We start from the raw sequence: 12,578 nt of genomic DNA, 5'->3' as shown, positions 1-12,578 counted from the left end.
ATTTACTCACCCTTTTTTAACGTAAGCGGGAGATCGTTTTGCACAATATCTTCATAACTTTCGCGTCGAATTGCTAACTGATGCTTACCATCTTCTACGAACACTACAGCTGGTCGTGGAACACGATTGTAGTTACTTGCCATAGAATATCCGTACGCGCCAGTACAGAAGATTGCTAATACATCTTCAGAAGCTGCTTCCTGAAGTTTTGCATCGATAATTAATTTATCACCAGATTCGCAAAGCTTTCCAGCCACTGTATATGTTTCACTTTTTGGTTCACTTGCTTTATTTGCAATGACAGCCTCATATTTCGCATCGTATAGCGCTGGACGGATATTATCGCTCATGCCTCCATCTATAGCTATATATTTACGTACGTCTGGCACTGTTTTTTGTGAACCAATCGTATAAAGAGACGTACCTGCATCGCCTACAAGTGAACGACCTGGTTCAATCCAAATTTCCGGCATTTTAAGTCCAAGTACAGTCGCTTTATTTTTGACGACTGTAATCATATCTTCTACATATACTTGTGGCTCAAGAGGTGCATCTTCTTCTGTATAACGAATTCCGAAGCCTCCCCCTAAGTTTAACACAGTACATGTAAAATCGTGAACCTTGTACCAATCCGAAATTTTATCGATTAATTTTTCCCCCGCTAAGCCAAAGCCAGCTGTGTCAAAAATTTGTGAGCCAATATGGCAGTGTAAACCTAGGAGCTCTAAATATGGATGGTTAAATGTTTGTTGGAACGCTTCATCTGCTTGACCATTATTTAAATCGAAACCAAATTTAGAATCTGCTTGACCAGTCGTAATAAAATCGTGTGTATGTGCTTCGACACCTGGAGTGACACGCAATAATATACGCATTTTTTGTTGACGGCGCTCTGAAATTTCTTTTAATAACTGAATTTCATAGAAATTATCTACGACAATACAACCAATTTTGGCATCAAAGGCTAACTCTAATTCAGCTATGCTTTTATTGTTACCATGGAAATGAATACGCTCAACAGGAAATCCAGCTTTTAACGCTGTAAATAATTCTCCTCCTGAGACTACATCCAACGATAAATTTTCCTCGGCCGCTAATTGGTACACAGCTACACATGCAAATGCCTTTGAAGCATAAGCTACTTCTGCTTTAACGCCTAGTTTTTTAAACGTATCAATAAAGCCGCGAGCACGCTTACGAATAAGCGCTGTATCGTACACAAATAAAGGTGTACCGTATTCTTTGGCAAGCTCTAGCGTATCTACCTGTCCTATTGTTAAATGACCTTTTTCAGAAATTGCTTGTGTCCCATATAAATGCATGTGCATCTCTCCCTTTTCACATCGTTCCATTCTGTGATTCATCACATGAAAATTTCATTGCGCTTGTTTGAATACTACAATATTTTATAGCTTTCAAACAATCCTTCATGTTTATCTCCTGCTCACAAATTCGTACTTGTATGAATAAACCATTTTGTATGAAGATAATTTTCGCAAAAATCACAAAATACTATATGTGAACTTTATCACATGAAAAAAACGAGTGCAACGGCTCCTATGATCTTTTTCGCTGTTTGGAAGCGACTACATAAGGTCTTAATGCATCTGCTGTCATTGGGAAACGGATCAGCACACGAAGCATTGCTACTGGAAAGAATGGAATTAACGGCCACATATAAGGCGCCTGCATCGGACGTAACGAACATAAATACGTAAATAATAGAAAAATGCCTATAAATAACCCGTTCACACCCCAAAGACCTGTCATAATTAATAATGCTAATCTAAAGAGCTTCACAGAGATACTTAGTTCATAGGTCGGAATAATAAATGTTAGAATAGCAGCAACTGCGGTGTATAACACAACCTCTGATGAGAACAATCCAACATCAATGGCAATTTGACCAATAATTACTCCCGCAACTAAGCCCATCGCAGTAGACAATGGGGACGGGGTATGAATGGCGGCCATTCTCAAAAACTCAATCCCTATATCGCCAATTAGAATTTGCAGCAATAATGGAATATGTGATTTTTTCTCTTCACCTAAAAAGGAAATAGCATCCGGCAATATGGATGGATTTGTTGCAAATACATACCACAGTGGTAATAACAGCAAACCCATAATGGCACCAAAATAACGCATAAATCGAACAAAAGTACCAACTAAAGGTGCCTGTCTATACTCCTCCGCATGCTGTAATAAATGAAATACAGTTGCAGGAACAATAATGACTGAAGGGGATGTATCCACAATGATTGCAATATGTCCTTCTAGTAAATGTGCTGCAACAATATCTGGTCGTTCTGAGTAACGTACAAATGGAACTGGATGGAACTTTTGTTTAAACAGCCATTCCTCAAGTGATTTATCTGCCATTGTTAAGCCATCGTGCTCAATCTGACCGATACGCTGTCGCAATTTATCGAGCATTTCAGTATTCGCAATATCCTTTATAAACGCTAGAGCAACATCGGTTTGACCAATTTTGGATACTTTATGTAGCTCGAAACGCAAATTGCTGTTGCGAATACGCCTACGTATTAAAGCCGTATTTTGAGAAATCCCTTCTGTAAAACCGTCCCTTGAACCACGTATAACTTTTTCATTATCTGGCTCCTCGGGAGAGCGCCCTGGATAATTTCGTAGTTCAGCAACATAGCAGTAACCGCTTTTGGTAATAAAGGTTACTTGCCCACTTAAAATAGCTAATAAATAAGCTTTACGTTCCGTTTCCTCTGAGCGACCATGAAAGTTAAAATAGGATTCAAAATACTCTTTTTCATCCTCCAAATCAATTTCAATGTCCTCATCAGGCAACATATTAGACAGTAACTGGGTTAAAGCCTCTCCATCTACAAGTCCACTTATATATGCACAAAGAACCGGCAAATCCTTGACAAATAAATGCTTGATACCAACGTCAAATGATTCGCCGTCACCAAATTGTTCAATAAGAAAATTTTCGGCTTCTTCTAAGCTGTTAAATAATTTATTTGTCATGCTGTCACCATTTTCTTAGTTGTCTTTTTTTATTTCTTCCTCTTCTATAGTGGCACTTGTGGCCATCCAAGTTTTTAATTGAGCAAGAATTTTTTTCTCTAATCGTGATACCTGCACCTGTGAAATACCTAATCTAGTGGCAATTTCTGTTTGGGTACAATCTGAGAAATAGCGCAAATAGATTATTGATTGTTCTCGTGGATCAAGTCTCGTTAATACCTCTTTAAGAGGAATATAGTCAAAAGGCTGTTCAGATTTTTCATCCTTCATTTGATCCATTAATGTAATGGAATCTCCTTCACTTTCATACAATTGTTCATGTAAGGAAGCAGGATCTCTTAAAGCATCTGAAGCTGTAACAATCTCCTCAGCCGTGACACCGAGTACCTGCGCTAATTCCTGAATGGTAGGCGGGTGTTCATTATTTTTAATAAACTCATCCGTTGCATGGCGAATTTTAAAATTTAACTCCCGAATAGAGCGGCTCACCTTCACCATCCCATCATCCCTTAGAAAGCGTTGAATTTCTCCAATAATCATCGGTACGGCATATGTCGAAAATTTCACATCATACGTTAAATCGAATTTATCCACGGATTTCATAAGACCTATACAGCCTATTTGGAATAAATCCTCAAGCTCCACACCTCTAGTTGTAAAGCGTTGTACGATGGACCACACAAGTCTCGTATTCCCTTCAATCATACGTTTACGAGCCTCATGATCGCCCTGCTGTGCACGCGCAATTAAATCACGCATTTCTTCCTGTGACAATAGCTTATCGGACGACTGTTCTAACGGCTTCACAATCCCTACCTCACATTACCGGTGTGCGAACCGAGTAAAATTTCTTGGTAAATGTAACCGTTGTGCCCTCTTGCCATTTAGAAATAACTGTTAATTGATCAGAAAAACTATCCATGATTGTAAAGCCCATGCCAGAACGCTCTAATGCGCTTTTCGTTGTAAATAACGGCTCCATTGCTTGGCTTACATCTTCTATACCAGTACCTTTATCCATAACAGACACAGTTACAATATCATCCTCACGTTTTGCATGAACTGTAACAACGCCTTTGCCATTCTCTTCATAGCCGTGAATAATAGCATTGGAAACAGCCTCTGAAACAACCGTTTTAAATTCAGATAGCTCATCAATTGTTGGATCTAATTGCGCGATAAAGCCCGTCACAGCTACACGTGCCAAAGCTTCATTTTCACTAAGTGCTAAAAAAGTTAATGTCATTTCATTATCCATTTACAATCCCCCTAACTCGTTCAATCGCTTCTTCTTCTGTTGCATCCATCATCCATGGCCCTAAACCTGAAAATTGAAATACTTTTCGCATTGTCGGCGATGGATTTAATAAAATTGTTCGACCAGCCACTGCCTCTAACTCTCGCATCCGGCCAAGTACTAAACCTACACCTGAGCTATCCATAAAGGAAAGTCCCTCTAGGTTCCAAATAATCGTCGATACAGCACCTTGAAAAATGGCTGTAGAAATTTTTGCTCGAATTTGCTCTACTGCATGATGATCGAGCTCCCCAAATAACCGTATTACCACAGTCTCTCTTGTTACCATTTCTAATTGAAAATGCATGAACATCGCCTCCTCCTCGTGCAATTCCACATTTGATGCGGTGATTCCTTGCGGCTGACAGAACTAGTGCAAAGTCTTCCGAAATAGTGTCAAATCGACATACTGATAGCTTTTTAGGTTAAGTGCAGTATGGGATAAATCAACATTTTTTAAACGCCATATTCTTTAATAAGTACTAGCAATATTTTGAGTGAATCTATCCATCACATTGACACTTCTATCTATCCATTGAGTTTATATTTCACTTTAGCTTTTCTATCCGTTACATAACAAAAAGCGAGAACCCTCTTTTCCTAAAAAGAGAGTTCTCGCTCCAAAATATTTATGCAATTGTATAAGCTTTCTGTACTTTATCTACTGTTTCCTCATCAATTACGCGATTTGAATATAAATAAGCAATCGCCTCACCTTTACTTACATGATCACCTTTTTTAGCAAGTAATTGGATACCAGCGTCGTAATCCAGTTCTGATTCCTTCGTTAATCGACCTGCACCAAGGGAAACACTAGCTTCACCGATTAACAGGGCATTAATGGTTGTTACAGTGCCTTCAGCAGGCGCTTTGACCACTACTTTATTCATTGTATCTTTCTGTACAATATCGTCTAAATCTCCGCCCTGTGCCACAATAAATTCTTCAAATTTTGCCGCTGCTGAGCCGTCCTCTAACACACGCTTCACGGCTGCTGTTGCCTCTGGTTCATTCACGCCAGCTGCAACCTGGTACATTAATGAGGAGATGATTGTACATTCCTCAAGTAAATCCTCATGTGTCTCGTCCATATGGCCTTTAAGTAAAGCACAAGCCTCCACTACTTCTAGCTTATTCCCAATCATTTTCCCTAATGGATTATCCATATCGCTTATATGAGCAACAACTTTTCGTCCTAGCTTTTCACCAATTGCAGTCATCGTGTCAGCTAAAACCTGAGCTTCCTGTTCCGTCTTCATAAATGCACCTGAGCCACATTTTACATCTAATACAATGCCGTCCGCACCACTTGCAATTTTCTTACTCATAATTGATGCCGCAATAAGCGGAATGGAATCGACAGTACCTGTCACATCTCGTAGCGCATACAACTTTTTGTCAGCTGGTACAAGATTACCTGTTTGACCAGCCACCGCAATTTTATGTTTATTGACATTGTCGATAAATTCCTGTGAAGAAAGCTCCGTCTTAAACCCTCGAATAGACTCTAATTTATCGATGGTCCCTCCAGTGATACCTAGACCCTTACCACTAAATTTTGCCACTGGAATGTCTAATGCTGCAATTATTGGTGTGACAATAAGTGTGACTTTATCACCTACCCCGCCAGTCGAGTGTTTATCTATTTTAAAGCCCTCAATAGATGTTAAATCAATAACATCTCCGGATTCTATCATTGCCTTTGTTAAATAAAATGTTTCATCATCTGTCATGCCCAATAAACGAATCGCCATTAGTAAAGAGCTTGCTTGATAGTCAGGGATTGAACCAGTAGTATAGCCTTCTACAAAATACTGAATTTCAGCCTGCGATAGCTCCTTGCCATGTTTTTTCTTTTCAAATAGCTGCGCCATATTCATACGAAAATCCCCCTATTTCAGTTCATTTAAGAAACTTTTACCGAATGCTGGTGCTTCGACGTTGAAGTTTTCAGCAATTGTTGCTGCAATATCTGCAAAAGTTTCACGCAGAGCAAGCTCATGTCCACCTTTAAAACGTGGTGAATAGATAATTAATGGTACAAATTCACGTGTATGATCTGTGCCATGGAATGTTGGATCATTGCCGTGGTCGGCTGTAATAATTAGCAAATCATCCTCAGTCATGGTCTCAGTAATTTCTGGTAATCGAGCATCGAATTCCTGTAATGCATTTCCATAGCCTAATGGATCACGTCGATGTCCAAAATTGGCATCAAAGTCTACTAAGTTTAAGAAGCTGATTCCGTGGAAATCACGGCGCACAACCTCCGCAAATTTATCCATACCATCCATATTATTTTTCGTACGAACTGCATCTGTAACACCTTCACCGTTGAAAATATCAGAGATTTTTCCGATAGCGATTACATCTAAGCCTGCATCCTTTAATACATTCATCGTTGTACGACCAAAAGGCTTTAACGCATAGTCATGACGATTAGATGTACGTGTGAAGCTCCCAGGCGTACCGATAAATGGTCGAGCAATAACACGACCAACTAAATATTCGGGTTGTAGCGTTAGCTCACGTGCTATTTCACAAATTTTATAGAGCTCCTCCACTGAAATAATTTCTTCATGTGCAGCAATTTGCAGAACTGGGTCAGCTGAGGTATAAACAATAATCGCACCTGTCTCCATATGCTCCTTACCAAAGTCCTCAATGACCTGTGTTCCACTCGCAGGTTTGTTGCACAGTACTTTACGGCCCGTTCGTTTTTCAAGCTCCGCAATCAACTCTGCAGGGAACCCTTCTGGATACACTTTAAAGGGTTTATCAATATTTAACCCCATAATTTCCCAATGTCCTGTCATTGTATCTTTACCAACAGATGCTTCCTGCATTTTTCCATAGTACGCTTTTGGTTCTTCTACTGCCTGTATACCTTGTAGTGGTTCAATATTCGCTAAGCCCAAAGCTTCCATATGAGGCATTGTAAGCCCATTCATTTTTTCAGCGATATGACCAAGTGTATGTGAACCAACATCGCCAAAGTTCGCTGCGTCTGGGGCTTCACCAATTCCCACTGAGTCCAAAACTACTACATGAATTTTATTAAATAGTTTATTCATAATTGTTGCCTCCTAATCTCATGACTCTATTTTACCAAAAAAAAGCGAAAAATAAAGGTCAGACATCCGACTAACATACAATTTACATTCTTAAGCTCGTGGATGAAATTGCTTATAAACTTCTGATAGTCTTGTTTTACTAATATGTGTATAGATTTGTGTTGTGGAAATATCCGCATGACCAAGCATCTCCTGCACAGCTCGTAAATCCGCACCGTTTTCTACTAAATGGGTTGCAAATGAATGACGTAATGTATGTGGTGTTAACTCGTGTTGGATGCCTGCTTTTAAAGCATGCTCCTTCATTAATTTCCAACAACCCTGTCTTGTTAAACGTTTCCCTCGTTGATTGATAAAAAAAGCATCTGTTTTTGGGTATTTTCCTTGTAATTGACCCCGAGCACTATTTAAATAGTGATTTAATGCAGAAAGAGCGCTTTTTCCAAGGGGGATGATGCGCTCCTTTCCTCCCTTACCAAAAACACGGACAAAGCCCATTGTTAGATGAATATCTGATAAACCTAATGAAATTAACTCACTAATCCGCATTCCTGAGCCATATAACAATTCCAGCATTGCCACATCACGCACACCTTGAGGCTTACTGCGATTAGGTGCCATTAATAACGCTTCAATTTCTTCAATAGAAAGGATATTTGGCAGCTTTTGCTCAATCGTTGGCATCTCTAAATGCACTGTTGGGTCTGTTTCAGCACGTTTTTCTCGCAGTAAAAATTGATGGAAGCTACGAATAGAGGAGATATGGCGTGCAACGGTACGGCTTGTCTTCCCTTGCATCCGTAGTTGCTCCAAATGACGTAATATGGTCGTTCTCTCCACCTTGCGAAAGTCTGACATTCCCTCTACTTCCTGCAAAAAAACCACATAATTTTCTAAATCTCGGCGATAGGATGCTAAAGTATTGTCAGATAACTGCCGTTCAACTTGGATAAAATGGATGTAATCCTCTATAGCATATTGAAATTCATTCATCATAACGCCCCCTCAATAACTGTCAATTATTCTCTATTTTAGCACGCCTCCTAAAATTGTGCTTAAATGCCCACCTAAACTATTTTCAGATTAATAGTTCAAACCATCTCTCTTAGTAGTATCAGTAGCAATAAATGCTGAAAACAAAAAACTGCCCGATTCAATCTATAACTTAAGATTAAAACAGACAGTTTCTCGTTATTTTTCTTCATTCGATTCGTCGTTTTTATCATGACAGCGCCAACAAATACCGTGGAAAGTTAATCGGTGATCCTTTATGATAAAGTTCCAACGCTTTTCAACAACGGCTTCCACATCTTCAAGTAAATCTTCCTGAATTTCATCTACTGCACCACATTCGATACAAACTAGATGATGGTGGAAATGCGCAGCACCCTCTTGGCGTAAATCATAGCGTGATACGCCATCGCCAAAGTTGATTTTATCGACAATTTTGAGCTCAGTTAGTAACTCTAACGTTCTATAGACAGTGGCTAGACCAATCTCAGGTGCCTTTTCTTTTACTAAAAGATACACATCTTCTGCACTTAAGTGGTCTTCTTCGTGCTCAAGCAGTACAGCAACTGTTGCTTCTCGCTGCGGCGTCAGCTTATAACTTGCACTATGCAACTGTTTTTTTATTCGGTCAATTCGGCTCTCCATGTGACGCCCCCCTAAACTCTTTCCATTATACCAAAGGAGTAAATCCTATTACAAGATAGTGAATAGATTTCAAATATGCTTTTGCAAGTTTTTACATTATGCTAACTTTGTGTATGTGAACCTATTATTTTAATACATATGAAATAACAATAAACTCAGCCACTATTATGATGAAAAACGCAACAAAATTCAACAAAATTGTTCGACCAGGTACCATTTTCCCAATTTTTCGCTTAGACCAAGCAGGTACAAGTAAATTGCATAGGATTAGCAACAATATACAATAGATGAGCTGAAATGGAAACCACCAAATCGTATAAACCCAAAAAGCTTCAAGTTTTTGTAATAAAAAAACTGAACTAAAGCCAAAAAAGGTTGCACGCATTGCCACTGTTACTCGTACTAAAACCTTTAGGACACTATGAGTTGCCAGCAATAATACAAGAGCTACTGAAACGGCAACTGGTAGTACTAATCGAAATATAGAATGCCTGTCCCCATCTGCTAAACGAGGCTCTATAAATAATATAAAAGGCTCCGCATTCGGCCCACCGATAATGTGAAAGAAGATAACGCCACAAACAAAACTCACAGCTATAATGGAAGCGTGATAAAATGTAGACACCGTACGAGACATAAACATGCTCCTTTTCTATCAAGGTTTGTACAGCTTATGCTCGTCCGTCTCTATTATGCTAAAGATTATTTTCTTATTGTGTCGCAAGCCAAAGTACTGCAAACGCTGTTTTAGCATCATAAATACGCTCATCTATAATCATTTGTTGGGCTTCTTCCAACGAAACTTCTAATAATTCGACAAACTCATCTTCATCTAAATCTGCTTTGTTGTCAATTTTATATAAATCTTTTGCGATAAAAAGATGAATCACCTCATCTGCAAAGCCAGGAGAAGTTGCAAATGCTTGTAAAAAGGTAAAGCTTTGTGCACCGTAGCCTGTTTCCTCCTCTAACTCGCGACGTGCTGTCATCATTGGCTCCTCACCAGGTTCAAGCTTTCCAGCTGGAATTTCAATAATTGATCGTTCAAGAGCTTTACGATACTGCTCCACTAACACTAACTTACCTTCTGCAGTAACAGCAATCACCGCTACGGCGCCTGGATGCTTAATAATTTCACGTTTCGCCACCTGACCATTTGGTAATGTGACATCATCAATTTGTAACTTCACAATTTTCCCGTCATAAATAGGAGTAGTCTTTATCGTTTTTTCCTCAAACTTTTTCATTGACGATAACCTCGCTTGTTCTTCAGATATGTTCATTGTACCATTACAGATAGAGAAATCGAAGGAGGTCATTCGCATGAAAAAAAGACAGCTTGGTTCTAGTGAATTGTTTATTTCGGAAATCAGTTTAGGAGGTATGTCTCTTTCGACAGATAAGAATAAGGCTGCTTATATTGTTGATATGGCACTAGATGCTGGCATTAATTATTTCGATACAGCCGATTTATATGATTTTGGGGCAAATGAAGAAATAATTGGCGCAATTTTAGGAAAGCGTCGTCCACATGTAAAACTAGCAACAAAAGTAGGAAATCGTTGGAATGAGGATAAAGAAAGTTGGCATTGGGATGCATCACCTTCCTATATAAAAGAAGCTGTACGTGCTAGCTTGAAACGGCTTGGCACTGATTATATTGATGTTTATCAGTTGCATGGCGGTACCTTAGAGGATGATTGGGATAGAATAATAGAGACTTTTGAAGATTTAAAAAAGGATGGTCTAATTAGAGAATACGGCATTTCCTCAATTCGACCAAATGTGCTTAAACGGTTTTTACCAGCTAGCTCAGCAAAAAGTGTGATGATGCAATATAGTGCCTTGGATCGTCGTTCAGAGGAATGGCTCAATTTTATCGCCAAAGAAGGGGCTTCTGTTGTAACACGTGGTACTGTTGCAAAGGGTTTACTAACGAATAACTGGCAAAAACGTTTGCAGCACAGCAGCGGCTTTAACACATATACAGGCGAGGAATTAACTGCAACATTAACAAACTTAGCCTCACAATATGATGATTTACATGCACTGGCCATTGCCTTTAATCTAAAGGAATCTGCTATTGCATCAACAGTGATAGGTGCAAGCTCCCAGGAACAGCTGGCACAAACTCTCGCAGCCTATGAAAAAATAGATTCCATATCCAACTTTATAGCAGCCAATGAGCTAACAAAAGCAGAACTCTATTTAGAACATCGATGAAAAAACGGCTTGTCTTGGCGGTATTTTTGTTGGTGCTAATTATTTCATCTAGCATGACCTATGAGCAACAAAGCATACTACCAGAATTAGAGGATATCTTAGCAAATAAACCCTTTGAGAAACAATTATCTTTATTACAAATACCATATTGGGACACAGTCGTTTCTGTGGAAGAGCGTGGTTATTTTAAATTTGTAGAGTTTTTAATTCGAAAATTAACACATTTTGTAGGTTTCGGTTGTATTGCACTTGGTATTTACTTTGTATGGGGCAAACGCCGATTTCCGGCATCAGTGGCAATTATAGGAACAGCTATAATTGCTATGCTTGATGAGTTTCGTCAAAGCTTTACACCGGGACGTATGATGAGCGGGCAGGATGTTCTTGTCGATACGGCTGGAGCCATAGTTTTTGTGGGTATTGTTGTGTTTGTTAAGAAATTAAGAAAGTAGAGCATTCTATTTAATGTAACTCTGCTATTCCAAAAAAAGTAACGAAAAAATGATGGTTTGTAAATGGTTACATTCGTTTATAATAATTATTAGAAGGGAGCAATTTGAATGAAAAAAATACAATTAAACTCACCTGAATTTAATCGTGTACTGAAAAATTTACAATTTGAAAATTTATCACTAACTCCCACACTTCAAAAAAAAGTGCTTGAAATCGTTAATTCTGGTGAGCAAATCTCACCAACTATTATTAAGGAAGCTTTAAAAAATGGGAAAGTATAATGAGAAATTTAATGATGATTACCTTCTAAAAACAAACCTTCTAGGTATTTCTGATTATAAAAATCTTGAATTAGCAGAAGCTTTTGTGTTTTCACTCAGAGCTACACAAATTGAACAAGGAACATACAAAATCAACTCATTCTATCTTCGTGGCTTCTAACGTTTACACGCACATCTATTTCAAGATATTTATTCGTTCGCTGGACACTTTAGAGATGTTCAATTAATGAAAGGTGCTACCCGATTTTGCCAATATCAATTTATTAACTCCTATGCAAGTGAATTGTTTCTACAAAAAAATAATGAACCAACTTGGAGTTCCATTAATCAAGCTGCAAATAGATTGGCTTATTACAAATCCGAATTGAATATGCTACATCCTTTCAGAGAGGGAAATGGGCGTACCATTCGTATTTTTTTACAAGCATATGCTTTATCTAAAGGTGTTAACTGGAATTTTACAGATATAGATCAAGATACTTATTTAAAAGCTATGATTCAATCTGTTACCGATACAGAACTTCTAGAAAACCTATTTTTAAATACGATTGAATTTATCTAAACAATTAAGACAATTGTTGCTATAAA

The 12,578-nt window shown here is 38.5% G+C and carries 15 protein-coding genes and 1 pseudogene; 5 read left to right on the top strand and 11 right to left on the bottom strand.

The genetic code is table 11. The features are described 5' to 3' along the window. Positions 1-2: 2 nt before the first annotated feature. The 11 genes from lysA to AC1RNS_RS00715 all read right to left on the bottom strand — a co-directional run bounded on the left by lysA (position 3) and on the right by AC1RNS_RS00715 (position 10,280). Positions 3-1,322 carry a diaminopimelate decarboxylase gene (lysA, locus tag AC1RNS_RS00765; protein ID WP_492990085.1) on the bottom strand — a complete coding sequence of 440 codons (1,320 nt, stop codon included), beginning with the start codon at positions 1,320-1,322 and terminating at the stop codon, positions 3-5. 235 nt (positions 1,323-1,557) lie between these two features. Continuing rightward, positions 1,558-3,006 (bottom strand): spore germination protein, encoded by a 1,449-nt coding sequence (locus AC1RNS_RS00760; RefSeq protein ID WP_492990083.1) that lies wholly within the window; start codon positions 3,004-3,006, stop codon positions 1,558-1,560. A gap of 15 nt (positions 3,007-3,021) precedes the next feature. Beyond that, complete coding sequence (sigF, locus tag AC1RNS_RS00755) at positions 3,022-3,813, bottom strand: RNA polymerase sporulation sigma factor SigF (protein WP_492990081.1); 792 nt, start codon at positions 3,811-3,813, stop codon at positions 3,022-3,024. 10 nt (positions 3,814-3,823) lie between these two features. Beyond that, positions 3,824-4,264, bottom strand: coding sequence for an anti-sigma F factor (spoIIAB, locus tag AC1RNS_RS00750; protein ID WP_492990079.1), 441 nt, complete (start codon positions 4,262-4,264; stop codon positions 3,824-3,826). Further along, positions 4,257-4,610: an anti-sigma F factor antagonist gene (spoIIAA, locus tag AC1RNS_RS00745; protein WP_054772226.1), complete on the bottom strand. Its 354-nt coding sequence runs from the start codon at positions 4,608-4,610 to the stop codon at positions 4,257-4,259. Before spoIIAA ends, spoIIAB begins: the two co-directional genes overlap by 8 nt. 322 nt (positions 4,611-4,932) lie before the next feature. Then, entirely contained in the window at positions 4,933-6,183 is a 1,251-nt protein-coding gene (locus AC1RNS_RS00740; RefSeq protein WP_492990076.1) for a thymidine phosphorylase, read from the bottom strand. Between the two features lie 12 nt (positions 6,184-6,195). Then, complete coding sequence (gene deoB, locus AC1RNS_RS00735) at positions 6,196-7,377, bottom strand: phosphopentomutase (RefSeq protein ID WP_492990075.1); 1,182 nt, start codon at positions 7,375-7,377, stop codon at positions 6,196-6,198. 90 nt (positions 7,378-7,467) lie between these two features. Next, complete coding sequence (xerD, locus tag AC1RNS_RS00730; protein WP_492990073.1) at positions 7,468-8,370, bottom strand: site-specific tyrosine recombinase XerD; 903 nt, start codon at positions 8,368-8,370, stop codon at positions 7,468-7,470. A gap of 198 nt (positions 8,371-8,568) precedes the next feature. Then, the gene (gene fur / locus AC1RNS_RS00725; RefSeq protein ID WP_004232171.1) at positions 8,569-9,033 is read right to left on the bottom strand and encodes a ferric iron uptake transcriptional regulator; all 465 of its coding nucleotides are present in this window, start codon (positions 9,031-9,033) and stop codon (positions 8,569-8,571) included. A gap of 124 nt (positions 9,034-9,157) precedes the next feature. Next, positions 9,158-9,670 carry a hypothetical protein gene (locus tag AC1RNS_RS00720; RefSeq protein ID WP_427546675.1) on the bottom strand — a complete coding sequence of 171 codons (513 nt, stop codon included), beginning with the start codon at positions 9,668-9,670 and terminating at the stop codon, positions 9,158-9,160. Positions 9,671-9,743: 73 nt separating this feature from the next. Next, on the bottom strand, positions 9,744-10,280 hold the full coding sequence (locus tag AC1RNS_RS00715) for an NUDIX domain-containing protein (protein WP_492990070.1): 537 nt from the start codon (positions 10,278-10,280) through the stop codon (positions 9,744-9,746). 76 nt (positions 10,281-10,356) lie between these two features. Here AC1RNS_RS00715 and AC1RNS_RS00710 point away from each other — a divergent pair, with 76 nt between their 5' ends. The 5 genes and pseudogenes from AC1RNS_RS00710 to AC1RNS_RS00690 form a co-directional block, all read left to right on the top strand. Beyond that, entirely contained in the window at positions 10,357-11,256 is a 900-nt protein-coding gene (locus AC1RNS_RS00710) for an aldo/keto reductase (protein ID WP_492990069.1), read from the top strand. Continuing rightward, positions 11,253-11,708 (top strand): VanZ family protein, encoded by a 456-nt coding sequence (locus tag AC1RNS_RS00705; protein ID WP_492990067.1) that lies wholly within the window; start codon positions 11,253-11,255, stop codon positions 11,706-11,708. The genes AC1RNS_RS00710 and AC1RNS_RS00705 overlap by 4 nt, the downstream gene beginning before the upstream one ends. A 108-nt stretch (positions 11,709-11,816) precedes the next feature. Further along, positions 11,817-11,990, top strand: a complete 174-nt coding sequence (locus tag AC1RNS_RS00700; protein WP_283871305.1) for a Zn-dependent hydrolase — start codon at positions 11,817-11,819, stop codon at positions 11,988-11,990. Then, positions 11,977-12,150 (top strand): hypothetical protein, encoded by a 174-nt coding sequence (locus tag AC1RNS_RS00695; protein WP_492990066.1) that lies wholly within the window; start codon positions 11,977-11,979, stop codon positions 12,148-12,150. Before AC1RNS_RS00700 ends, AC1RNS_RS00695 begins: the two co-directional genes overlap by 14 nt. 15 nt (positions 12,151-12,165) lie before the next feature. Further along, a pseudogene (locus AC1RNS_RS00690) lies at positions 12,166-12,552 on the top strand (Fic/DOC family protein); the annotation flags it as partial. Positions 12,553-12,578: the final 26 nt, after the last annotated feature.

The sequence above is a fragment of the Lysinibacillus sp. GW821-FHT14F06 genome, from assembly GCF_058803665.1.
This window is presented reverse-complemented; position numbering and strand designations above follow the sequence as displayed.

What these genes read in the sequence shown, in the direction of transcription:
- lysA (WP_492990085.1), bottom strand. Translation starts at nt 1,322, where the DNA reads ATGCATTTATATGGGACACAAGCAATTTCTGAAAAAGGTCATTTAACA.
- AC1RNS_RS00760 (WP_492990083.1), bottom strand. Translation starts at nt 3,006, where the DNA reads ATGACAAATAAATTATTTAACAGCTTAGAAGAAGCCGAAAATTTTCTT.
- spoIIAB (WP_492990079.1), bottom strand. Translation starts at nt 4,264, where the DNA reads ATGGATAATGAAATGACATTAACTTTTTTAGCACTTAGTGAAAATGAA.
- spoIIAA (WP_054772226.1), bottom strand. Translation starts at nt 4,610, where the DNA reads ATGCATTTTCAATTAGAAATGGTAACAAGAGAGACTGTGGTAATACGG.
- AC1RNS_RS00740 (WP_492990076.1), bottom strand. Translation starts at nt 6,183, where the DNA reads ATGAATATGGCGCAGCTATTTGAAAAGAAAAAACATGGCAAGGAGCTA.
- deoB (WP_492990075.1), bottom strand. Translation starts at nt 7,377, where the DNA reads ATGAATAAACTATTTAATAAAATTCATGTAGTAGTTTTGGACTCAGTG.
- xerD (WP_492990073.1), bottom strand. Translation starts at nt 8,370, where the DNA reads ATGAATGAATTTCAATATGCTATAGAGGATTACATCCATTTTATCCAA.
- fur (WP_004232171.1), bottom strand. Translation starts at nt 9,033, where the DNA reads ATGGAGAGCCGAATTGACCGAATAAAAAAACAGTTGCATAGTGCAAGT.
- AC1RNS_RS00720 (WP_427546675.1), bottom strand. Translation starts at nt 9,670, where the DNA reads ATGTCTCGTACGGTGTCTACATTTTATCACGCTTCCATTATAGCTGTG.
- AC1RNS_RS00715 (WP_492990070.1), bottom strand. Translation starts at nt 10,280, where the DNA reads ATGAAAAAGTTTGAGGAAAAAACGATAAAGACTACTCCTATTTATGAC.
- AC1RNS_RS00710 (WP_492990069.1), top strand. Translation starts at nt 10,357, where the DNA reads ATGAAAAAAAGACAGCTTGGTTCTAGTGAATTGTTTATTTCGGAAATC.
- AC1RNS_RS00705 (WP_492990067.1), top strand. Translation starts at nt 11,253, where the DNA reads ATGAAAAAACGGCTTGTCTTGGCGGTATTTTTGTTGGTGCTAATTATT.
- AC1RNS_RS00700 (WP_283871305.1), top strand. Translation starts at nt 11,817, where the DNA reads ATGAAAAAAATACAATTAAACTCACCTGAATTTAATCGTGTACTGAAA.
- AC1RNS_RS00695 (WP_492990066.1), top strand. Translation starts at nt 11,977, where the DNA reads ATGGGAAAGTATAATGAGAAATTTAATGATGATTACCTTCTAAAAACA.